Annotated in this window: 19 protein-coding genes; 16 read left to right on the top strand and 3 right to left on the bottom strand. The window is 61.0% G+C overall.

Going from position 1 to position 21,089, the window contains the following annotated elements:
* Positions 1 to 61 precede the first annotated feature (61 nt).
* The 11 genes from edd to ACW9HX_RS02535 all read left to right on the top strand — a co-directional run bounded on the left by edd (position 62) and on the right by ACW9HX_RS02535 (position 13,651).
* On the top strand, positions 62 to 1,888 hold the full coding sequence (edd, locus tag ACW9HX_RS02585; RefSeq protein ID WP_085745187.1) for a phosphogluconate dehydratase: 1,827 nt from the start codon (positions 62 to 64) through the stop codon (positions 1,886 to 1,888).
* A complete protein-coding gene (locus ACW9HX_RS02580; protein ID WP_096818256.1) occupies positions 1,885 to 2,841 on the top strand; it encodes a glucokinase in 957 nt (318 codons plus the stop codon). The genes edd and ACW9HX_RS02580 overlap by 4 nt, the downstream gene beginning before the upstream one ends.
* 79 nt (positions 2,842 to 2,920) lie before the next feature.
* Entirely contained in the window at positions 2,921 to 3,652 is a 732-nt protein-coding gene (locus ACW9HX_RS02575; RefSeq protein WP_025112821.1) for a response regulator, read from the top strand.
* Between the two features lie 31 nt (positions 3,653 to 3,683).
* A complete protein-coding gene (locus tag ACW9HX_RS02570) occupies positions 3,684 to 5,111 on the top strand; it encodes an ATP-binding protein (RefSeq protein ID WP_162803532.1) in 1,428 nt (475 codons plus the stop codon).
* 295 nt (positions 5,112 to 5,406) lie between these two features.
* A complete protein-coding gene (locus ACW9HX_RS02565) occupies positions 5,407 to 6,666 on the top strand; it encodes a D-mannose isomerase (RefSeq protein ID WP_457379392.1) in 1,260 nt (419 codons plus the stop codon).
* A gap of 118 nt (positions 6,667 to 6,784) precedes the next feature.
* On the top strand, positions 6,785 to 8,086 hold the full coding sequence (locus tag ACW9HX_RS02560; RefSeq protein WP_457379391.1) for an ABC transporter substrate-binding protein: 1,302 nt from the start codon (positions 6,785 to 6,787) through the stop codon (positions 8,084 to 8,086).
* Between the two features lie 141 nt (positions 8,087 to 8,227).
* Positions 8,228 to 9,136, top strand: a complete 909-nt coding sequence (locus ACW9HX_RS02555) for a carbohydrate ABC transporter permease (protein WP_085697145.1) — start codon at positions 8,228 to 8,230, stop codon at positions 9,134 to 9,136.
* Positions 9,129 to 9,974: a carbohydrate ABC transporter permease gene (locus tag ACW9HX_RS02550; protein WP_457379390.1), complete on the top strand. Its 846-nt coding sequence runs from the start codon at positions 9,129 to 9,131 to the stop codon at positions 9,972 to 9,974. The genes ACW9HX_RS02555 and ACW9HX_RS02550 overlap by 8 nt, the downstream gene beginning before the upstream one ends.
* Positions 9,975 to 9,976: 2 nt before the next feature.
* Positions 9,977 to 11,137, top strand: a complete 1,161-nt coding sequence (locus tag ACW9HX_RS02545) for an ABC transporter ATP-binding protein (RefSeq protein ID WP_457379389.1) — start codon at positions 9,977 to 9,979, stop codon at positions 11,135 to 11,137.
* A 193-nt stretch (positions 11,138 to 11,330) separates the two neighbouring features.
* Positions 11,331 to 12,680, top strand: coding sequence for a carbohydrate porin (locus ACW9HX_RS02540; RefSeq protein ID WP_457379388.1), 1,350 nt, complete (start codon positions 11,331 to 11,333; stop codon positions 12,678 to 12,680).
* A 116-nt stretch (positions 12,681 to 12,796) separates the two neighbouring features.
* A complete protein-coding gene (locus ACW9HX_RS02535; RefSeq protein ID WP_119427879.1) occupies positions 12,797 to 13,651 on the top strand; it encodes a D-hexose-6-phosphate mutarotase in 855 nt (284 codons plus the stop codon).
* 416 nt (positions 13,652 to 14,067) lie between these two features.
* Here the strand turns inward: ACW9HX_RS02535 and ACW9HX_RS02530 are convergent, their stop codons facing one another.
* The gene (locus ACW9HX_RS02530; RefSeq protein WP_169842436.1) at positions 14,068 to 14,928 is read right to left on the bottom strand and encodes a MurR/RpiR family transcriptional regulator; all 861 of its coding nucleotides are present in this window, start codon (positions 14,926 to 14,928) and stop codon (positions 14,068 to 14,070) included.
* 226 nt (positions 14,929 to 15,154) lie between these two features.
* Here ACW9HX_RS02530 and zwf point away from each other — a divergent pair, with 226 nt between their 5' ends.
* The 4 genes from zwf (at position 15,155) to ACW9HX_RS02510 (ending at position 18,905) form a co-directional block, all read left to right on the top strand.
* A complete protein-coding gene (zwf, locus tag ACW9HX_RS02525; RefSeq protein WP_114885036.1) occupies positions 15,155 to 16,621 on the top strand; it encodes a glucose-6-phosphate dehydrogenase in 1,467 nt (488 codons plus the stop codon).
* A complete protein-coding gene (gene pgl / locus ACW9HX_RS02520) occupies positions 16,608 to 17,321 on the top strand; it encodes a 6-phosphogluconolactonase (RefSeq protein ID WP_457379387.1) in 714 nt (237 codons plus the stop codon). Before zwf ends, pgl begins: the two co-directional genes overlap by 14 nt.
* Before the next feature lie 17 nt (positions 17,322 to 17,338).
* Positions 17,339 to 18,004, top strand: a complete 666-nt coding sequence (locus tag ACW9HX_RS02515; protein ID WP_011335602.1) for a bifunctional 4-hydroxy-2-oxoglutarate aldolase/2-dehydro-3-deoxy-phosphogluconate aldolase — start codon at positions 17,339 to 17,341, stop codon at positions 18,002 to 18,004.
* 184 nt (positions 18,005 to 18,188) lie between these two features.
* Complete coding sequence (locus ACW9HX_RS02510) at positions 18,189 to 18,905, top strand: intradiol ring-cleavage dioxygenase (RefSeq protein WP_457379386.1); 717 nt, start codon at positions 18,189 to 18,191, stop codon at positions 18,903 to 18,905.
* On the opposite strand, the gene ACW9HX_RS02505 is transcribed toward ACW9HX_RS02510, so the two are convergent.
* Both ACW9HX_RS02505 and ACW9HX_RS02500 read right to left on the bottom strand, forming a co-directional pair.
* Positions 18,902 to 20,083: an aminotransferase class V-fold PLP-dependent enzyme gene (locus tag ACW9HX_RS02505; protein ID WP_457379385.1), complete on the bottom strand. Its 1,182-nt coding sequence runs from the start codon at positions 20,081 to 20,083 to the stop codon at positions 18,902 to 18,904. The two genes, ACW9HX_RS02510 and ACW9HX_RS02505, sit on opposite strands and share 4 nt — an antisense overlap.
* A 24-nt stretch (positions 20,084 to 20,107) precedes the next feature.
* Positions 20,108 to 20,344, bottom strand: a complete 237-nt coding sequence (locus tag ACW9HX_RS02500) for a DUF3820 family protein (RefSeq protein ID WP_003213031.1) — start codon at positions 20,342 to 20,344, stop codon at positions 20,108 to 20,110.
* A gap of 204 nt (positions 20,345 to 20,548) precedes the next feature.
* On the opposite strand from ACW9HX_RS02500, the gene ACW9HX_RS02495 reads away from it, so the two are divergent.
* Entirely contained in the window at positions 20,549 to 21,016 is a 468-nt protein-coding gene (locus ACW9HX_RS02495) for a ferritin-like domain-containing protein (protein ID WP_085709662.1), read from the top strand.
* Positions 21,017 to 21,089 lie beyond the last annotated feature (73 nt).

The raw sequence follows: 21,089 nt of genomic DNA, 5'->3' as shown, positions 1-21,089 counted from the left end.
ACGGGCTTTTGATCAGCATAGACAATCAGGTCGCCACATCCGTTAGCCTGGAGTTCTACACATGCATCCCCGCGTCCTTGAGGTCACCGAACGGCTTATCGCCCGCAGCCGCGCCACGCGTCAGGCTTACCTTGCGCTGATTCGCGGCGCTGCAACTGACGGGCCGATGCGCGGCAAGCTGCAATGCGCCAACTTCGCCCACGGCGTGGCCGGGTGTGGCAGCGAAGACAAGCACAGCCTGCGGATGATGAATTCGGCGAACATCGCCATTGTTTCTTCGTATAACGACATGCTCTCGGCGCACCAGCCGTACGAAGTGTTCCCTGAACAGATCAAGAACGCCCTGCGCGAAATCGGCTCGGTCGGCCAGTTCGCCGGCGGTACGCCAGCCATGTGCGACGGCGTGACCCAGGGCGAGCCGGGCATGGAACTGAGCCTGCCGAGCCGCGAAGTGATCGCGATGTCGACGGCGGTGGCGCTGTCCCACAACATGTTCGATGGCGCACTGATGCTCGGCATCTGCGACAAGATCGTGCCGGGCCTGATGATGGGCTCGCTGCGTTTCGGCCACCTGCCGACGATCTTCGTGCCGGGCGGACCGATGGTCTCGGGGATTTCCAACAAGGAAAAAGCCGACGTGCGGCAGAAGTACGCCGAAGGCAAGGCGACCCGCGAAGAGCTGCTGGAATCGGAAATGAAGTCCTACCACAGCCCGGGCACTTGCACCTTCTACGGCACCGCCAACACCAACCAGTTGCTGATGGAAGTCATGGGCCTGCACTTGCCGGGCGCGTCTTTCGTCAACCCGAACACGCCGCTGCGTGAGGCGCTGACCCGCGAAGCCGCGCATCAGGTCACGCGTCTGACCAAACAGAACGGCAATTTCATGCCGATCGGCGAGATCGTCGACGAGAAGGCGCTGGTCAACTCGATCGTCGCGCTGCACGCCACTGGCGGCTCGACCAACCACACCCTGCACATGCCGGCCATCGCCATGGCGGCAGGCATTCAACTGACCTGGCAGGACATGGCCGACCTCTCCGAAGTCGTGCCGACCCTGAGCCACGTCTATCCGAACGGCAAGGCCGACATCAACCACTTCCAGGCAGCGGGCGGCATGTCGTTCCTGATCCGCGAACTGCTCGAAGCCGGCCTGCTGCACGAAGACGTCAACACCGTGCTCGGCCACGGCTTGAGCCAGTACACCAAGGAACCGTTCCTCGATAACGGCAAGCTGGTGTGGCGCGAAGGCCCGACCGACAGCCTCGACGAAAACATTCTGCGCCCGGTGGCCCGTGCGTTCTCGGCAGAGGGCGGCCTGCGGGTGATGGAAGGCAACCTTGGTCGTGGCGTGATGAAGGTGTCCGCCGTGGCGCTGGAAAACCAGATCGTCGAAGCACCGGCCATGGTGTTCCAGGATCAACAGGATCTGGCCGACGCCTTCAAGGCTGGTTTGCTTGAGAAGGATTTTGTCGCGGTGATGCGCTTCCAGGGCCCGCGCTCCAACGGCATGCCGGAACTGCACAAGATGACGCCGTTCCTTGGCGTGCTGCAGGATCGCGGCTTCAAGGTTGCGTTGGTGACGGACGGGCGCATGTCCGGCGCGTCGGGGAAAATCCCGGCGGCGATCCACGTCAGCCCGGAGGCTTATGTCGGCGGCGCTTTGGCTCGCGTGCAAGAGGGCGATATCATCCGCGTCGATGGCGTCAAAGGCACCTTGGAACTCAAAGTGGACGCCGCCGAATTCGCAGCGCGCGAACCCGCCAAAGGCCTGTTGGGCAACAACATCGGCAGCGGCCGCGAACTGTTTGGCTTCATGCGTTTGGCCTTCAGCTCGGCAGAGCAGGGCGCCAGCGCCTTCACTTCTGCCCTGGAGACGCTTAATTGAAACTGGCTTTGGTCGGTGACATCGGAGGCACCAACGCACGGTTCGCGTTGTGGAAAGATCAGCAACTCGAATCGGTGCAGGTGCTGGCCACGGCCGACCATGCCAGCCCGGAAGAGGCGATCAGCCTCTACCTGAGCGGGCTCGGTCTGGCGCCGGGCGCCATCGGTTCGGTGTGCCTGTCGGTGGCAGGTCCCGTGAGCGGCGATGAGTTCAAGTTCACCAACAACCACTGGCGCCTGAGCCGCAAGGCGTTTTGCCAGGCGTTGCAGGTCGAGCAGTTGTTGCTGATCAATGATTTCTCGGCAATGGCGCTGGGCATGACCCGTTTGCAGCCCGGCGAATTCCGCGTGGTCTGCGAAGGCACGCCGGAACCGTTGCGTCCGGCGGTGGTGATCGGCCCGGGCACCGGCCTGGGCGTTGGCACCTTGCTCGATCTGGGCGAAGGCCGGTTCGCGGCGTTGCCGGGGGAGGGCGGTCACGTCGATCTGCCGTTGAGCAGCCCGCGTGAAACCCAGCTCTGGCAGCACATCCACAACGAAATCGGCCACGTCAGCGCGGAAACCGCGTTGAGCGGCGGCGGTCTGCCTCGGGTGTACCGGGCGATCTGCGCGGTGGATGGTCACGAGCCCAAACTCGACACGCCGGAAGCGATCACTGCAGCCGGCCTCGCGGGCGACCCTATTGCCCTGGAAGTGCTGGAGCAGTTCTGCTGCTGGCTCGGTCGCGTAGCCGGCAACAACGTGCTGACCACTGGCGGTCGCGGTGGGGTGTACATCGTTGGCGGCGTGATTCCACGGTTTGCCGATTTCTTCCTCGAAAGCGGTTTCGCCCGCAGCTTCGCCGACAAGGGCTGCATGAGCGATTACTTCAAGGGGATTCCGGTGTGGCTGGTAACGGCGCCGTACTCGGGTCTCGTCGGTGCAGGAGTCGCGCTCGAACAATCCGGTCAATGATCATTCCCACGCCGAGCGTGGGAACCATCGGCACATCAGGCATAATCCGCCCAATTCCAACAACAAGGATGCCTTCGAAGTGAGTTCAGTCAACAAGTCGATTTTGTTGGTCGATGACGACCAGGAGATACGCGAGTTGCTGGAAACCTACCTGACCCGCGCGGGTTTTCAGGTACGTGCCACGGCCGACGGCGCCAGTTTTCGCCAGGCGCTGAACGAGGCGCCGAGCGATCTGGTGATCCTTGATGTGATGCTGCCCGATGAAGACGGCTTCAGCCTCTGCCGCTGGGTGCGCCAGCATCCGCGTCAGGCCCAGGTGCCGATCATCATGCTCACCGCCAGTTCCGACGAGGCCGATCGGGTGATCGGTCTGGAACTGGGCGCCGACGACTACCTCGGCAAACCCTTCAGTCCCCGCGAACTGCAAGCGCGAATCAAAGCCCTGTTGCGCCGTGCCCAGTTCGGTCAGGAACGCAGCGGCAGTGAAGTGCTGGCCTTCGATGAGTGGCGACTGGACATGGTCAGCCATCGCCTGTTTCACACCGACGGCGAGGAAGTGATTCTGTCCGGTGCCGATTTCGCGCTGCTCAAGCTGTTTCTCGATCACCCCCAGGAAATCCTCGACCGCGACACCATCGGCAACGCCACCCGTGGCCGCGATCTGATGCCCCTCGATCGTATCGTCGACATGGCCGTCAGCCGCTTGCGCCAGCGTCTGCGCGACACCGAAAAGCCGCCACGGCTGATCCGTACCGTGCGTGGCAGCGGCTACCAACTGGCAGCCAATGTGGTTGCCGGCAATGGTCACTGAGTTCCTGCGCAACACCGCGCGCAAAGTGCCGATGCCGCGTTCGCTGCTTGGGCGAATGCTGCTGCTGACATTGTTGGCGGTGTTGTTCGCCCAGACGCTGTCCAGTGTGATCTGGGTGTCCCAATTGCGTGCGACGCAGCTCGAAGGTCTGGTCACCAGCGCCCGCAGCCTCGCCCATTCGATGACCGCCAGCGTGAGTTATTTCCGCTCGTTGCCGGTGGCCTATCGGCCGTTGGTGCTCGATCAATTGCGCAGCATGGGCGGCACCCGATTTGTGGTGACGCTGAATGACAAGCCGTTGGGCATGGAGGTTTTGCCGGTCACGCCGCGCAAGGCTGCGGTGCTCCAGGCGGTGGACGAGGTGCTGCGTCAGTCGCTGGGCCAGGACACCGATATTCTGGTGACCTTCGTCAGCCCCGATGACCTGCGGATCTTCAATGCCGGGTTGAAACTCGATGAGTTGCCACGCTCCTGGGCGCATTACGCGCTGACCCTGGAACCGGTTAATCCGCCGGTGCTGGTGACTCAGATCCAGTTGGCGCCGGGGGAGTGGCTGTACATCGCCTCGCTGTTGCCCGAGCCCTATACCAGTCTCGAAGAGCAGGGCCTGCCAACCCAGCAGGTGTGGTTCATCGTGTTCACCAGTGGTTTTCTGCTGTTGTTCATCGGCTTGCTGGTGCACTGGCAGAGCCGGCCGCTCAAGCGCCTGGCGCGAGCGGCGCGGGACTTGTCGCTGGGCGCCGACGTCGAGCCGGTGGCCGAGGGCGGTGGCAGTGAAGTGGTCGAAGTGGGCCGCGCCTTCAACACCATGCGCGAGCGCATCAGTCGCTACCTCACCGAGCGCAGCCAGTTGTTCAGCGCGATTTCCCATGACCTGCGCACACCGATCACTCGCCTGCGTCTGCGGGTCGAGCTGCTGGAAGACGAACAGCTGCAAACCAAGTTCGGCCGTGATCTGGATGAGCTGGAGTTGCTGGTCAAAGGCGCGCTGCAATGCGTGAAAGACACCGACATCCACGAAAACATCGAGCCGGTGGATCTCAATCATGTGCTCGATTGTCTGGTGGAGCCGTATCTGGCGCCCAACGGCAATGGCCGCGTGACCCAGCAGGGGCGAGCGCTGGCGGCGTATCCGGGTAAACCATTGGCGCTCAAGCGTTGCATCGGCAACCTGATCGACAATGCGCTGAAGTACGGGCAGAACGCCCATTTGCACATCGATGACGACGAAAGCGCATTCGTGCTGCATGTCGACGACGAAGGGCCGGGCGTGCCGGAGCAGCGGCTGGAGCAGGTGTTCGAACCGCACTTCCGGTTGGCGGGGCAGCAGCAGGGTTATGGGCTGGGGTTGGGGATCGCCCGCAATATTGCCCATAGCCATGGCGGTGAGGTGACGTTGCAGAACCTGCGTGAAGGCGGACTACGTGTGACCCTGCAGTTGCCGCGTTCGGCTGATTAAGCCAAAAGCTTTCCCTCACCCTAACCCTCTCCCGGAGGGAGAGGGGACCGATCGGGGGATGCTTTAAAGATACATCGACTTGATCCTGCTTTACCGAATCCATAATCGACTCGGTTTTTCAGGTCGATGTATGACGCCAGACACCTCGGTCGGCTCCCTCTCCCTCCGGGAGAGGGCTGGGGTGAGGGTTGGCTCTTTGTCACAACTCAGTGACAAAACCCGCCCCCTTCGTTACAAGCCCACCCCGGCCCGTTGTTTAGACTCCCCGCAGTCATAACAACAAAAAAGGCCTTCCATGGATCACTTCAATCCGGGCTTCAGCAGTTGGCTGAATGCCCCTGCCCACCAGCAATGGCTCGCCGACGAAGGCCTGCGCCTGCTGGCATTTGCCAAGGCTTCGCGATTGCCGGAAGGCTTCGGCAATCTCGATGAGCGCGGCCAGCTCCAGGTCGGCGCGCAAGCCGAAACCATGAACACCGCGCGCATGACCCACAGCTTCGCCATGGCCCACATTCAGGGCCTGCCGGGGTTTGCCGAGCTGGTCGATCACGGCATTGCAGCCTTGCGCGGCCCGTTGCGCGATGCGCTGCACGGCGGCTGGTTCGCTGTTGCCGAACACCGCGACGGCAACACCGGCAAGAACGCTTACCTGCATGCTTTTGTCGCCCTCGCGGCGAGTTCCGCTGTGGTCGCCCAGCGTCCCGGCGCCCAGGCGTTGCTGGATGACGCCATCGATATCATCGACACGTATTTCTGGAGCGAAGAAGAAGGCGCCATGCGCGAATTCTTCAACCGCGACTGGAGCGAAGAAGAAGCCTATCGCGGCGCCAACAGCAACATGCACGCCACCGAAGCGTTCCTCGCGCTGGCCGATGTCACCGACGACCCGCGCTGGCTGGTGCGTGCGCAGCGCATCGTCGAGCGAGTGATTCACGGTCACGCCGCCGCCAACGAATATCTGGTGATCGAGCATTTCGACCGAAACTGGCAGCCGCTGCGCGAATACAACCACGACAACCCGGCGGACGGTTTCCGCCCCTACGGCACCACGCCGGGCCACGGCTTCGAGTGGGCGCGGCTGTTGCTGCACCTCGAAGCGGCGCGGGTCCAGGCCGGCATGCTCACGCCCGGCTGGCTGGCCACTGATGCGCAGAAACTGTTCGAGAACAACTGCCGTCAAGGCTGGGATGTCGATGGCGCCCCGGGCATCGTCTACACCCTCGACTGGGACAACAAAGCCGTCGTCCGCCATCGCCTGCACTGGACCCACGCCGAGGCCAGCGCTGCCGCCAGCGCCTTGCTCAAACGTACCGGCGAGGCGCAGTACGAAACCTGGTACCGACTGTTCTGGGAATTTTGCGAAGCGAATTTCATCGACCGCTGCGACGGCAGCTGGCATCACGAGCTCGATCCGCAAAACCGCCCAAGTGCCGATATCTGGGCGGGCAAACCGGATCTGTATCACGCCTGGCAGGCGGTGCTGATTCCCCGTCTGCCGCTGGCGCCAAGCATGGCGACTGCGCTGGCGCAGTTGTCCCGGCCCGTTCCTGTGTAACCATGTGGTGACATTCGCGCGTCCCTTCGTTACCTGCGAGGGGAAACGCTCTGTTTAAACTCGTGTGCAGCGCAAGCACCAGACTTGCATGCATAACAACAAGAAAGGTACATCTCAGATGAATGCGATTTCTCGCCTCGCTACTGTCATTTCTGTCGCCTCCCTGTTCCCGCTCGCTGTGCTGCCCCTGAGTGTTTCCGCTGCCGAATCCAAAGGTTCGGTGGAAGTCGTGCATTGGTGGACGTCCGGTGGCGAAAAAGCTGCTGTCGATGTGCTCAAGGCACAAGTGGAAAAAGACGGTTTCACCTGGAAAGACGGTGCTGTCGCCGGTGGTGGCGGTGCGACCGCCATGACCGTGCTGAAAAGCCGCGCCGTGGCCGGTAACCCGCCGGGCGTTGCCCAGATCAAAGGTCCGGACATCCAGGAATGGGCGTCGACCGGCCTGCTCGACACTGACGTCCTGAAGGACGTTTCCAAGTCCGAAAAGTGGGACAGCCTGCTCGACAAGAAAGTCTCCGACACCGTGAAGTACGACGGTGACTACGTGGCCGTGCCGGTGAACATTCACCGTGTGAACTGGCTGTGGATCAACCCGGAAGTCTTCAAGAAAGCCGGTATCGAAAAAGCCCCGACTACCCTCGCAGAGTTCTACGCCGCTGGCGACAAGCTCAAGGCTGCGGGCTTCATCCCGCTGGCCCACGGTGGCCAGCCTTGGCAGGACAGCACCGTGTTCGAAGCGGTCGTGCTGTCGGTGATGGGCGTTGATGGTTACAAGAAAGCCCTGGTCGACCTGGACAACGCTGCCCTGACCGGCCCGGAAATGGTCAAGGCCCTGACCGAACTGAAGAAAGTCGCGACCTACATGGACCAGGACGGCAAAGGCCAGGACTGGAACCTGGAAGCGGCCAAGGTCATCAACGGCAAGGCCGGCATGCAGATCATGGGTGACTGGGCCAAGTCCGAATGGACCGCCGCCAAGAAAGTCGCCGGCAAGGACTACGAGTGCGTCGCCTTCCCGGGTACCGACAAGGCGTTCACCTACAACATCGATTCCCTGGCCGTGTTCAAGCAGAAGGACGCGGGCACCGCGGCCGGTCAGCAGGACATCGCCAAAGTCGTGCTGGGTGAAAACTTCCAGAAAGTCTTCAGCATCAACAAGGGCTCGATCCCGGTGCGTAACGACATGCTCGCCGACATGGGCAAGTACGGTTTCGACTCCTGCGCCCAGACCGCTGCCAAGGACTTCCTGGCAGACGCCAAGACCGGCGGCCTGCAGCCAAGCATGGCGCACAACATGGCGACCACGCTGGCCGTGCAGGGTGCGTTCTTTGATGTCGTGACCAACTTCATCAACGACCCGAAAGCCGACCCGGCCGACGCTGCGAAGAAACTCGGCACCGCCATCAAGGCTGCCAAGTAATGCTTGGCCTGTAGGAGCGAGCCTGCTCGCGATAGCGGACTGTCAGCCACCGAAAGTGTGAATTGACACAACGCAATCGCCAGCAGGCTGGCTCCCACAGGGATCGCATCCGTAATTCTTAATCTCCTACTGGATCTTCCCATGAGTTCTGTTGCTGTGTTCAGCAAGGCCTCGCCGTTCGACGCATTGCAGCGCTGGCTACCGAAACTGGTGCTGGCGCCGAGCATGTTCATCGTTCTGGTGGGCTTCTATGGCTATATCCTCTGGACGTTTGTCCTGTCGTTCACCACGTCGACCTTCCTGCCGAACTACAAGTGGGCAGGGCTGGCGCAATACGCGCGGCTGTTCGACAACGATCGCTGGTGGGTAGCGAGCAAGAACCTGGCCGTATTCGGCGGCATGTTCATCGGCATCACCCTGGTGATCGGCGTGACACTGGCGATATTCCTCGACCAGAAAATCCGTCGCGAAGGCTTCATCCGCACCATTTACCTGTACCCGATGGCGCTCTCGATGATCGTTACCGGTACGGCGTGGAAATGGCTGCTCAACCCGGGCATGGGCCTGGACAAATTGCTGCGGGACTGGGGCTGGGAAGGCTTCCGTCTCGACTGGCTGATCGACCCTGATCGCGTGGTGTATTGCCTGGTGATCGCGGCGGTCTGGCAAGCCTCGGGCTTCATCATGGCGATGTTCCTCGCCGGCCTGCGTGGCGTTGATCAGTCGATCATCCGTGCCGCCCAGATCGACGGCGCGAGCATGCCGCGCATCTACTGGAAAGTGGTGCTGCCAAGCCTGCGTCCGGTGTTCTTCAGTGCGGTGATGATCCTGGCGCACATTGCGATCAAGAGCTTCGACCTGGTGGCGGCCATGACGGCCGGCGGCCCGGGTTATTCCTCCGACCTGCCGGCGATGTTCATGTACTCGTTCACCTTCAGTCGTGGGCAGATGGGCATGGGCTCGGCCAGTGCAATCCTGATGCTCGGTGCGATCCTCGCGATCATCGTGCCTTACCTGTACTCCGAGCTGAGGACCAAGCGTCATGACTAGTCTCGCTGCCAAACCTTCCATCAGCCTGAGTCGCATCGCGATCTACGCGGTGCTGATCCTTGCGGTCCTGCTGTATCTGGTACCGCTGGTGGTCATGCTGTTGACCAGCTTCAAGACCCCGGAAGACATCTCCACCGGCAACCTGCTGAGCTGGCCGACCGTGGTCAGCGGCATCGGCTGGGTGAAAGCCTGGGCCACGGTTGACGGTTACTTCTGGAACTCGATCAAGATCACCGTTCCGGCCGTGATCATTTCCACCGCCATCGGTGCGTTGAACGGCTACGTGCTGTCGTTCTGGCGCTTCAAGGGTTCGCAGCTGTTCTTCGGTCTGCTGCTGTTCGGCTGCTTCCTGCCGTTCCAGACCGTGCTGCTGCCGGCGTCGTTCACCCTCGGCAAGATGGGCCTTGCGAGCACCACCACGGGCCTTGTGTTCATCCATGTGGTTTACGGTCTGGCGTTCACCACGCTGTTCTTCCGTAACTACTACGTGAGCATTCCGGATGCGCTGATCAAGGCGGCGCGTCTTGATGGCGCGGGTTTCTTCACGATCTTCCGCCGGATCATCCTGCCGATGTCGACGCCGATCATCATGGTCTGCCTGATCTGGCAGTTCACCCAGATCTGGAACGACTTCCTGTTCGGCGTGGTGTTCTCCAGCGGTGATTCGCAACCGATCACGGTGGCGCTGAACAACCTGGTCAACACCAGTACCGGGGCCAAGGAATACAACGTGGACATGGCGGCGGCGATGATCGCCGGGCTGCCGACCCTGCTGGTCTATGTGGTCGCAGGCAAGTATTTCGTGCGCGGGCTGACGGCCGGCGCAGTCAAGGGGTAATCATGGCTACGCTCGAACTTCGCAATGTAAACAAGACCTACGGTGCCGGCCTGCCGGACACCCTGAAGAACATCGAACTGTCGATCAAGGACGGTGAGTTCCTGATCCTTGTCGGGCCTTCGGGCTGCGGCAAGTCGACCCTGATGAACTGCATCGCCGGTCTGGAAACCATCACCGGCGGCGCGATCATGATCGGTGACCAAGACGTCAGCGGCATGAGCCCGAAAGATCGCGACATCGCCATGGTGTTCCAGTCCTACGCGCTGTACCCGACCATGAGCGTGCGCGAGAACATCGAGTTCGGTCTGAAGATCCGCAAGATGAGCCAGTCGGCCATCGACGAAGAAGTCGCCCGCGTGGCCAAGCTGTTGCAGATCGAGCACCTGCTCAATCGCAAACCGGGTCAGCTCTCCGGCGGCCAGCAACAGCGCGTGGCGATGGGCCGTGCACTGGCGCGTCGGCCTAAGATCTATCTGTTCGACGAACCGCTGTCCAACCTCGACGCCAAGCTGCGCGTCGAGATGCGCACCGAAATGAAACTGATGCACCAGCGTCTGAAAACCACCACGGTCTACGTGACCCACGACCAGATCGAAGCGATGACCCTGGGCGACAAAGTGGCGGTGATGAAGGACGGGATCATCCAGCAGTTCGGTACGCCGAAAGAGATCTACAACGACCCGGCCAACCTGTTCGTGGCGAGCTTCATCGGTTCGCCGCCGATGAACTTCATCCCGCTGCGCCTGCAACGCAAGGACGGCCGTCTGCTGGCGCTGCTGGACAGCGGCCAGGCCCGTTGCGAGCTGCCGATGGCAATGCAGGACGCCGGTCTCGAAGACCGCGAAGTGATCCTCGGCCTGCGCCCTGAGCAGATCGCGCTGGCGAACGGCGAGGGCAACGGCCTGCCGAGCATCAAGGCCGAAGTGCAGGTCACCGAGCCGACCGGTCCGGACACCCTGGTGTTCGTCAACCTCAACGACACCAAGGTCTGCTGCCGACTGGCGCCGGACGTGGCGCCGCAAGTGGGCGAAACCCTGACCCTGCAATTCGATCCGTCGAAAGTGCTGCTGTTCGATGCCAAGAGCGGCGAGCGCCTGGGGGTTGCGGGTCATTCGCAGACCGAAGCCCGATCTGCAAACGTAGCGCAATTCAAAGGGCGCTGAAGAACAAGGTGGGAGCGGGCTTGCTCGCGAAAACGGAGTGTCAGGCAACACATATGTCGACTGACATGACGCCTTCGCGAGCAAGCCCGCTCCCACAGGGGAAAAGTGGTGTTCGGTCTGTCGTTCACTGCACTTTTTATGTAAACCGCGTTGGAAAAAAACAGTTAATAACAATAAAGACGAGGATGTAGGGATGAAAAAGAAACACGTCAATGCCCGGTTGATCTGCCAAATGTCAGCCGCGGCCGCATTGGTCCTGGCCGGCAATGCCATGGCCGCCGATGCATTCAGCTCCGATTCCAAATGGATGACGGGCGACTGGGGTGGTGAGCGGACCAAGCTGATCGAGCAAGGCATCGACATCAAGGCCGACTACGTTGGGGAAATGGGCGCCAACCTGCATGGCGGCTACAACGACGACAAGACCGGCCGCTACAGCGACCAGTTCGGTCTGGGCGTGGCACTGGACCTGCAAAAACTCTGGGGCTGGGACAACACTCAAGCCAAGATCCAGCTGACCAACCGTAACGGTCAGAACATCTCCAACGACCGCGTTGGCGATCCGCGTGCCGGCACCCTGTCTTCCTCGCAGGAAGTCTACGGTCGTGGCCACATGGTGCGTCTGACCCAACTGTGGATTCAGCACCAGTTCTTCGACAACAAACTCGACGTCAAGGCCGGTTACTTCGGTGAAGGCGAAGACTTCAACACCTTCCCGTGCGAATTCCAGAACCTGGCGTTCTGCGGCTCGCAAGTGGGCAACTGGGCGACCAACATCTGGTACAACTGGCCCGTCAGCCAGGCCGCGATCCGCGTGAAGTACAACATCAACGACGAGCTCTTCGCGCAGATCGGTGCGTACAACCAGAACCCGTCGCAGCTGGAACACGGCAACGGCTTCAAGCTCAGCGGCAGCGGCACCGCCGGTACCGTGCTGCCGGTCGAGCTGGTCTGGTCGCCGAAGGTCAACAGCCTGCCGGGCGAATACCGCGTCGGTTACTACAAGAGCACGGCTGATGCCAATGATGTCCGTGAAGACATCAACGGCAACGACGCAGCAACCACCGGCAATGCCTACCGCACCCACAGCAGCAAGCACGGCTACTGGTTCGTTGCGCAGCAGCAACTCACCAGCCACAACGGTGATGCTTCCCGTGGTCTGAACATCGCGGCCAACGCCACGTTCCACGACAAGGACACCAACTTCATCGACAACTATCAGTCGGTGATGTTTGTCTACAAAGGCCCGTTCGACGCCCGTCCGAAGGATGACGTCGGCATCGGTGCCGCGCGTATCCATGTCAACGACGACGTGAAGAAAAACGCCGAGCTGCTGAACGCTTCCAACGGTGTTTCGGACTACGACAATCCGGTGTTCTCGCCGATTCGTGAGACCGAATACAACTACGAGATCAACTACGGCTTCCACGTCACCAACTGGCTGACCGTGCGTCCTAACCTGCAATACATCACTCACCCGGGTGGTGTGGATCAAGTGGACAACGCTTTGGTCGCTGGCCTGAAAATTCAGTCTACGTTCTAACGCGTCTGCGATAAGCTCCTCTCTATGTGCGCATATTTGCGGACAGCCCAGGCTGTCCGCTTTTTTTTGGAAAGGGGTGTCGCAGCCCATGAAAGTTGAATCTGGAACCGTGGCCCATGCATGAGCATCCGCTGCAACGCTTCTTCAAATCCTTGCGCGAACGACCGGTGTTCGCCTGGGAGCGCTATCAGATGCGCGATGTGCTGGTGATCGATCATCCGCTGTGTCAGGCGGTGTTCAGTCGTCAGGGTGCGCAGTTGCTGCACTTTCAGCCGCGCGGGCAGAAACCGTGGTTGTGGTGCGCGGCGAAATGGCCGCACGTCGGCGCGATCCGTGGCGGTGTGCCGGTTTGCTGGCCGTGGTATGGCCGCCATCCGAGTGAAAACGCATGGCCGTCCCATGGCTGGGCGCGATTGCTGGACTGGAAACTGCTCGACAGCAGCACCGCCGATGACGGCGTGCGTCTGCATTGGCAATTGCAACTGTGTGATTGGCAGGTGGACCTGCACGCGCACCTGGGCGAACGCATGGAGTTACGCCTGAGCACCGAGCATCAGGACGACATGCCGTGCCAGTTGAGCCAGGCTTTGCACGCTTACTGGCGTATTGGCGATGTGAGTGAGATAGCGCTGTCTGGGCTCGAAGGCGCGCAGGGTTATGACCAGTTGAACCGTGAAGTCTGTCAGCAGGAAGGTGAGCTGCGGGTTGATGGTGGCTGTCAGCGCGTGTTCCAGCACGACGGCGAATTGCAGCTCAAGGATCACGCCTGGCAGCGCGAATTGTGCATCGATACCGGTGACAGCGCGGACACGGTGGTCTGGCACCCGGGGGCGCGGCCGTTGTTGGGTGTGACCTGGGATGAGATCTCGGAGTTTGTCTGTGTTGAAGCGGCGGCGGGTGGGACGGATAGCCTGCATCTGGCGCCGGGGGAGAAGGCGCATTTGAGTTTGCAGGCTTGGGCTGCGGCTTGAGTGTGTCAGTTCCACCGCTGCCCTCACCCTAACCCTCTCCCGGGGGGAGAGGGGACTGACCGAGTTGGATTGACTATGTACATCGACCTGCGACTGCGGCGGTGATCTTGGCTTGGCCAAGCCAGAGGTTGCGGTGACCGGAATCCATAATCAACTCGGTCGTTCAGGTCGATGTGTAGCGCAAGACACCTCGGTCGGCCCCCTCTCCCTCCGGGAGAGGGGACTGACCGAGTTGGATTGGCTATGTACATCGACCTGCGACTGCGGCGGTGATCTTGGCTTGGCCAAGCCAGAGGTTGCGGTGACCGGAATCCATAATCAACTCGGTCGTTCAGGTCGATGTGTAGCGCAAGACACCTCGGTCGGCCCCCTCTCCCTCCGGGAGAGGGCTGGGGTGAGGGGCTTTTGATCTCTAGTTAGTTGAACTCGTCACCCACAGGATACCGGCTAGCATTCAAACTCTCTTTGATCTTGCGCAGATGCGGCTGGAAATCCACCCCGCGACGCAAGGTCATCCCCGTTGCCAACACATCCAGTACGGTCAACTGAATGATCCGCGAAGTCATCGGCATGTAGATGTCGGTGTCTTCCGGCAGTGGAATGTTCAGGCTCAGGGTGCTGGCCTTGGCCAGAGGCGAGTTCTCTGCCGTCAGGCCCAGTACCGAAGCGCCGTTCTCCCGGGCGATGCGCGCCACTTCCACCAGCTCGCGGGTGCGCCCGGTGTAGGAAATGATCACGAACAGTTCGCCAGTGTGCGCCACCGAAGCAATCATGCGTTGCATCAGCACGTCGGCATGGGCGGTGACCGCCAGGTTGAAGCGGAAGAACTTGTGCTGCGCGTCCAGCGCCACCGGGGCCGAGGCACCGAGGCCGAAGAAGTGGATCTGCCGGGCCTGGATCAGCAGGTCGACGGCGCGGCTGATCAGGTTCGGGTCCAGCGCCTGGCAGGCGCTGTCCAGCGACGCGATGGCGCTGCCGAAAATCTTCTGGGTGTAGGCCTCGGGATTGTCGTCGGCTTCCACGGCACGGCTGACGTAGGCCGCACCGCTGGCCAGGCTCTGGGCCAGTTGCAACTTGAGTTCGGGGTAGCCGCTGACGCCGAACGAACGGCAGAAACGGTTGACCGTCGGTTCACTGACCGAGGCGGCCTGGGCGAGGGCGGCGATGCTGAAGCGGGTGGCCTGCTGTGGGTTGAGCAGGATCACTTCGGCGACTTTGCGTTCGGCCTTGTTCAGCTCTTCAAGGCGACTCTGGATCTGTTCCAGTAAATTTCGCACGCGGTCCATAAGAATTCCTAGATTCACCGGCGCCGATAAGCGCGCGGCTATGCAAATTGGGCCTTTGATGTGGCCCGTGACGGTGGCCTATCCTACTGATGGCTCCGACCGACCACCACTCGGAATCTGTATTTTGCGAAAATGTTGTGGTTATTACTACATTTTCCCTTGAGTGATGCCTTGAAAAAAGGTATTTGTAGCTTAACTTGATAAAAGAACAAACATCATGCCTTCGATTACGGTTGAACCGTGCACCTTCGCCTTGTTCGGCGCCTTGGGCGATCTGGCCCTGCGCAAGCTGTTTCCTGCCCTTTATCACCTGGATGGCGCCGGCCTGCTGCACGAGGACACGCGTATTATCGCGCTGGCCCGTGAAGAAGGCACCGAGCAGCAGCACATGGCATTCATTGCCGCGGAGCTGCGTCGTTACGTGGGCAAGGAACTGGACGAAGCGGTGGCCGAGCGCTTTCTGGCGCGCCTGACCTACCTGCACGTTGACTTCCTCAAGGCTGAAGATTACGCGGCGCTGGCCGATCTGGCGGGCACCAAACAACGCATGATTGCCTACTTCGCCACCCCGGCGGCGGTGTACGGCGCGATCTGCGAGAACCTGGCGAAAGTCGGTCTGGCGGAAAACACCCGCGTGGTGCTGGAAAAACCGATCGGCTCGGACCTGGAATCCTCGCGCAAGGTCAACGACGCCGTGGCGCAGTTCTTCCCGGAGAACCGCACCTACCGCATCGACCACTATCTGGGCAAAGAGACGGTACAAAACCTGATCGCCCTGCGGTTCGCCAACAGCCTGTTCGAGACCCAGTGGAACCAGCATTACATCTCCCACGTGGAAATTACCGTGGCCGAGAAGGTCGGCATCGAAGGTCGCTGGGGCTATTTCGACAAGGCCGGCCAGCTGCGCGACATGATCCAGAACCACCTGCTGCAACTGCTCTGCCTGATCGCCATGGACCCGCCGGCCGACCTGTCCGCCGACAGCATCCGTGACGAAAAAGTGAAAGTGCTCAAGGCCCTGGCGCCGATCAGCCCGGAAGGCCTGACCACTCAGGTTGTGCGCGGCCAGTACATCGCCGGCCACAGCGAAGGCAAGTCCGTACCGGGCTACCTCGAAGAGCCGAATTCCAACACCCAGAGCGACACCGAAACCTTCGTCGCCCTGCGTGCCGATATCCGCAACTGGCGCTGGGCCGGCGTGCCGTTCTACCTGCGCACCGGCAAGCGCATGCCGCAAAAGCTGTCGCAGATCGTCATCCACTTCAAGGAACCGTCGCACTACATCTTCGCCCCGGAGCAGCGCCTGCAGATCAGCAACAAACTGATCATCCGCCTGCAACCGGACGAGGGGATTTCCCTGCGTGTGATGACCAAGGATCAAGGCCTGGACAAGGGCATGCAACTGCGCAGCGGTCCGTTGCAACTGAATTTTTCCGACACCTGGCGCAGCGCGCGGATCCCCGACGCCTACGAGCGGTTGTTGCTGGAAGTGATGAACGGCAATCAGAACCTGTTTGTCCGTAAAGATGAAATCGAAGCCGCGTGGAAGTGGTGTGACCAGTTGATCGCCGGGTGGAAAAAGTCCGGTGACGCGCCCAAGCCGTATGCGGCCGGGTCGTGGGGGCCGATGAGCTCCATTGCATTGATCACGCGGGACGGGAGGTCGTGGTATGGCGATATCTGATGTGAAACTGCCCGAGGGTGTGAATGCCCGCGAATTCAAGAGCCCGGTGTTGCTCGCCGAAGGCCTGGCGCTGAATGTCGCCAAGCAGTTGAGCGAAGCCCTGGCGGCACGCGGCAACGCTGTGCTGGTGGTGTCCGGTGGTCGCAGCCCGGTGGCGTTTTTCCAGCACCTGGCCAAGCAGGAACTGGACTGGTCGAAGGTCGTCGTGACCCTCGCTGACGAGCGCTGGGTGCCGGTCGAGCACGCCGATAGCAACGCCGGTCTGCTCAAGCAGTATCTGCTCAAGGGCCCGGCGGCCAAGGCGCAGTTCCTCAGCCTCTACAGCGCTGCGGCCAACGTCGAGCAGGCTGCTGAAAACGCTGACCGCTTGCTTGCTGAATTGCCGGCCATTGATGTGCTGGTGCTGGGCATGGGCGATGACGGTCACACCGCGTCGCTGTTCCCGGACAGCCCGAACCTTGCCGAAGCGCTGCAAGCCGATGGCACCCGTCGCTGCTGGCCGATGCTGGCGCCGAGCGTACCGCGTCAACGCCTGACCATGAGCCGGGCGCTGCTGGCCTCGGCGCGGCACAAGATTCTGTCGATTTCCGGTCAGTCGAAACTGACCACCCTGAATGCCGCACTGGCATCCAACGACGTCGCCGCCATGCCGGTTCGCGCGTTTCTGCAACCTACGTTAGAGATTTACTGGTGCCCATGAGCCAAGGAACAGCCGCTATGACAACCCCATCCCCGACCGTTTCCATGGCGGACAAAGTTGCCCTGATCGACAGTCTCTGCGCCAAGGCGCGGATCCTGCCGGTGATCACCATCGCTCGTGAACAGGACGTGCTGCCGCTGGCCGACGCCCTGGCCGCCGGTGGTCTGACCGCGCTGGAAGTGACCCTGCGTTCGCAGTTCGGTCTGAAGGCGATCCAGATCCTGCGCGAACAGCGCCCGGAGCTGGTGACCGGTGCCGGCACCGTGCTCGACCGCAACATGCTGGCCGCTGCCGAAGCCGCCGGTTCGCAATTCATCGTCACCCCCGGCATCACCCGTGACCTGCTGGAAGCCAGCGTCGAAAGCCCGATCCCGCTGCTGCCGGGCATCAGCAACGCCTCCGGCATCATGGAAGGCTATGGCCTGGGTTATCGCCGCTTCAAGCTGTTCCCGGCTGAAGTCAGCGGCGGCGTGGCTGCCATCAAGGCCCTTGGCGGCCCGTTTGGCGAAGTGAAATTCTGCCCGACTGGCGGTGTGGGTCCTGCCAACATCAAGAGCTACATGGCGCTGAAAAACGTCATGTGCGTGGGCGGTAGCTGGATGCTCGATCCGGAGTGGATCAAGAACGGCGATTGGGCCCGTATTCAGGAATGCACTGCCGAGGCGCTGGCGCTGCTGGACTGATGTTTGCGAGATAGTTTTTTCCTGACACTTCGTTGTGTGTTCTACGGCTTTAACGGTGCGCTTGGTCGGTGCACCGTTTTTTTTTGCCTGAAAAAATCTTCGTTATCTTGAGATACATAGTTACCGCACCCGGCTTGGCGTGTGGCGTTAACCTGCGTTCATCTTATGGAAGAGAGAACGCGTCATGGATAACCAGCCTTCAGCACCATCGGTTTATCAACTGGCCCCGGAGCAAGTCGCCGGGCCGTATTTTCGCAATCCCAGACTGCTGCGCCGCAACATCAGCGAAGGCGCCGAGGGGCTGCCACTGCTGTTGCGCCTGACCATCGTCGATGCCATGACCGGCGAACCGGTCAGTGGCGCTCTGGTGGATATCTGGCATTGCAACGCACGTGGCGCCTATTCCGGCTGGAGTCGGGTCAACCCGGACCAGGAAGTCGATGTCGAAGACATCGGTTCAATTCCGCGGACCGATGATGACACCTATCTTCGTGGCGGCCAGTTCAGCGATCACAAGGGCAGGGTGCGTTTCACCACGATCTATCCGGGGTTTTATGCCGGGCGTGCCCTGCATATTCATGTGGCGGTGCGCATCGTCGCCGGCAACGAATACCTGGACGAGCGCAACGTGGCGTGGGTCGGACAGCTGTACTTTCCCGAGGTGGTTTCTCGCGGCGTGCTCAACGCCAAGGCTTATCGCGGGCGCGACTCGGTGCCGCTGTGCAACGACGACGACAGCTACTACACCAGGATGGGCGGTGAGGCCTCGACCCTGACCGTCTGGCCAATCGGTCGAGAATCACACGAAGACGGTTACTTCGGCCATCTCACGATCGGCATCGACACCTTTGCGGTGTCGTCGCAGATCAAGCCCGAGGACTTCGACAAGTACACGGTTTAACGCAGTTCATTCAGCGCCAGAATCAGCGACTGAATCTCCGCCGCCGTGGTGGTCAACGACGGCGTGATGCGGATGCACGGCCCGCAGGCTGCGCCGTTGCGCACGACGGTGAACAGGTTGTAGTCGTTGAGCAGGCGTTCGACCATCGCCTGCTGGTCGGCATGCCGGGTAAAGCGCATCGAGGTGATGCCGCAATACAGACGCGGATCGTCCGGGGTTGTGACTTCGATGCCCGGCAGGTTGCGCACGGCGCTGACCCACAGGTTGCGCAGGTAGCTCACCCGTGCGCCCTTGGCCGCTGCGCCACCGAGTGCACGGTGTTCCTCGAACACCAGCGGCAGGGTCATCAGCGCCGGAATGTTTGGCGTGCTGTAAGGCGTGCGTGAGCGGATGTCGTTTAGCGGGAAATGCATCTCGCCCATGTCCGGGTCGATGTCGGCCAGACGCTGTGGAGCGATATACAGAAAACCCAGGGTCAGCGGCGAGCCGATCCATTTGTGCAGGTTGTACCCGGCGAAGGCGATGCCCAGCGCTTCCAGATCGAACTCGATCTGGCCGAGGGCATGGGCGCCATCGAGGATGATGTCTACGCCATGTTCCTTGGCCAGCGAGGCGATGGCCTGCACCGGTATCACCAGTCCGGTGCGGTGGGTGACGTGGGTCAGCGCCATCAGCTTGAGCTTCGGATAACGAATGAAGGCCTCGCGGTAAGTTGCCAGCAGGCTGTCGAAGCTGGCCGGGTGGGTGTGCTCGACCTCGATTACCTCGACCCCGCGATGGCGGGCCAGCCAGCGCATGGCGCCCTTGACCGTGTCGTATTCCAGATCGCAGATCAGCACCTGATCACCAGGTTCCAGGCGGTTGTAGTTGCGGATCAGCGACTGCAGGCCGGCGGTGGCGTTCTGGGTGAAAGCGATGCTTTGCGCACGCACGCCGATCATCTCGGCCAGTTGCGCCCGGATGTCCAGGCTGTCGTGCTGTTCGAAGCGTTGGCGCACGTAGATCGAGTTGCTGTTGTTGATCAGCTCGATGTGGCGCTGGTAGTCCTCGATCACGGTACGCGACATGCGTCCGAAGTAGCCGTTTTCCAGGTTCACGGGGCCGGGGTGGCGATCGTAACGGTCGGCGAAGGTTTGCCAGAAGGCTTCGTCTCGGGCGCGGCGGGTGTTATCGGGCATGGTCGACTCGGATCAGGATGCGCCTCAGTGGCGCGGGGCGGGTTTGCCATGTTTGGCGCGCAAGGGTTCAAGCAGCTCCGACAGGCCGTTGTGATCGATTTCCTGCATCAGCGCCAACAGGCCGCCGAGTTCGCCGTGGGGGAAGCCTTCCCGGGCGAACCAGTTCAGGTAGGGGCCGGGGAGGTCGGCAATGATCCGGCCCTTGTACTTGCCGAAGGGCATTTCGCGGGTGATCAGCAGTTCGAGTTTTTCGGGATTCATTGCAGGGATCGTCTGAATTCAAAACAGTCTGGAAAATACAGGCATTCTGCATGCAGGCCAAATGACAGATCATGCAAATAACAGGCATACAGATTTCTGATTTATTTTTAACTCATTGAAAAATAACAATTAAATTCTTTGGGGGAAGCTGGCACGACCACTGCAACACTCCTTGCATCTTTCACCCACGCAAGGAATTGAAAAATGACTGACATGAATAAAGAAGCCATCTCCGTCCTCAACGACCTGATCGAAACCAGCAAGGACGGTCAGGAAGGGTTCAAGACCTGCGCTGAAGACATCAAGCATCCGGAACTGAAAACCCTGTTCGTGAAACGCTCCGCCGACTGCGCTACCGCCGCTGCCGAGTTGCAGGCGACCGTGCGCTCGATGGGCGGTGATCCGGAAACCTCGACCAGTGTCAGCGGTGATCTGCACCGTCGCTGGGTCGACGTCAAAGCGATGTTCACCGGCAAGGACGAAGAAGCCGTGCTCAACGAGGCCGAGCGCGGTGAAGACCACGCACTGAAGGCTTATCGGGAAGCGATCGAGAAGATCAACAAGCACAATCTGGTCGGCATTCGTGATCTGGTCGAGCGCCAGTACCACGGCGTGCAACGCAATCACGATCAAGTGAAAGCGCTGCGTAACCAGGCTCGCGCCCGCTCGTAAGCTTCACTGAAACAAAATGTGGGAGCGGGCTTGCCCGCGAATGCGGTGTATCAGGCAACGATAATCTTGCTGA

This window comes from Pseudomonas sp. SDO52101_S400 (assembly GCF_054071635.1).
This window is presented reverse-complemented; position numbering and strand designations above follow the sequence as displayed.

What these genes read in the sequence shown, in the direction of transcription:
- edd (WP_085745187.1), top strand. Translation starts at nt 62, where the DNA reads ATGCATCCCCGCGTCCTTGAGGTCACCGAACGGCTTATCGCCCGCAGC.
- ACW9HX_RS02570 (WP_162803532.1), top strand. Translation starts at nt 3,684, where the DNA reads ATGCCGCGTTCGCTGCTTGGGCGAATGCTGCTGCTGACATTGTTGGCG.
- ACW9HX_RS02565 (WP_457379392.1), top strand. Translation starts at nt 5,407, where the DNA reads ATGGATCACTTCAATCCGGGCTTCAGCAGTTGGCTGAATGCCCCTGCC.
- ACW9HX_RS02560 (WP_457379391.1), top strand. Translation starts at nt 6,785, where the DNA reads ATGAATGCGATTTCTCGCCTCGCTACTGTCATTTCTGTCGCCTCCCTG.
- ACW9HX_RS02555 (WP_085697145.1), top strand. Translation starts at nt 8,228, where the DNA reads ATGAGTTCTGTTGCTGTGTTCAGCAAGGCCTCGCCGTTCGACGCATTG.
- ACW9HX_RS02550 (WP_457379390.1), top strand. Translation starts at nt 9,129, where the DNA reads ATGACTAGTCTCGCTGCCAAACCTTCCATCAGCCTGAGTCGCATCGCG.
- ACW9HX_RS02545 (WP_457379389.1), top strand. Translation starts at nt 9,977, where the DNA reads ATGGCTACGCTCGAACTTCGCAATGTAAACAAGACCTACGGTGCCGGC.
- ACW9HX_RS02540 (WP_457379388.1), top strand. Translation starts at nt 11,331, where the DNA reads ATGAAAAAGAAACACGTCAATGCCCGGTTGATCTGCCAAATGTCAGCC.
- ACW9HX_RS02535 (WP_119427879.1), top strand. Translation starts at nt 12,797, where the DNA reads ATGCATGAGCATCCGCTGCAACGCTTCTTCAAATCCTTGCGCGAACGA.
- zwf (WP_114885036.1), top strand. Translation starts at nt 15,155, where the DNA reads ATGCCTTCGATTACGGTTGAACCGTGCACCTTCGCCTTGTTCGGCGCC.
- pgl (WP_457379387.1), top strand. Translation starts at nt 16,608, where the DNA reads ATGGCGATATCTGATGTGAAACTGCCCGAGGGTGTGAATGCCCGCGAA.
- ACW9HX_RS02515 (WP_011335602.1), top strand. Translation starts at nt 17,339, where the DNA reads ATGACAACCCCATCCCCGACCGTTTCCATGGCGGACAAAGTTGCCCTG.
- ACW9HX_RS02510 (WP_457379386.1), top strand. Translation starts at nt 18,189, where the DNA reads ATGGATAACCAGCCTTCAGCACCATCGGTTTATCAACTGGCCCCGGAG.
- ACW9HX_RS02505 (WP_457379385.1), bottom strand. Translation starts at nt 20,083, where the DNA reads ATGCCCGATAACACCCGCCGCGCCCGAGACGAAGCCTTCTGGCAAACC.
- ACW9HX_RS02500 (WP_003213031.1), bottom strand. Translation starts at nt 20,344, where the DNA reads ATGAATCCCGAAAAACTCGAACTGCTGATCACCCGCGAAATGCCCTTC.
- ACW9HX_RS02495 (WP_085709662.1), top strand. Translation starts at nt 20,549, where the DNA reads ATGACTGACATGAATAAAGAAGCCATCTCCGTCCTCAACGACCTGATC.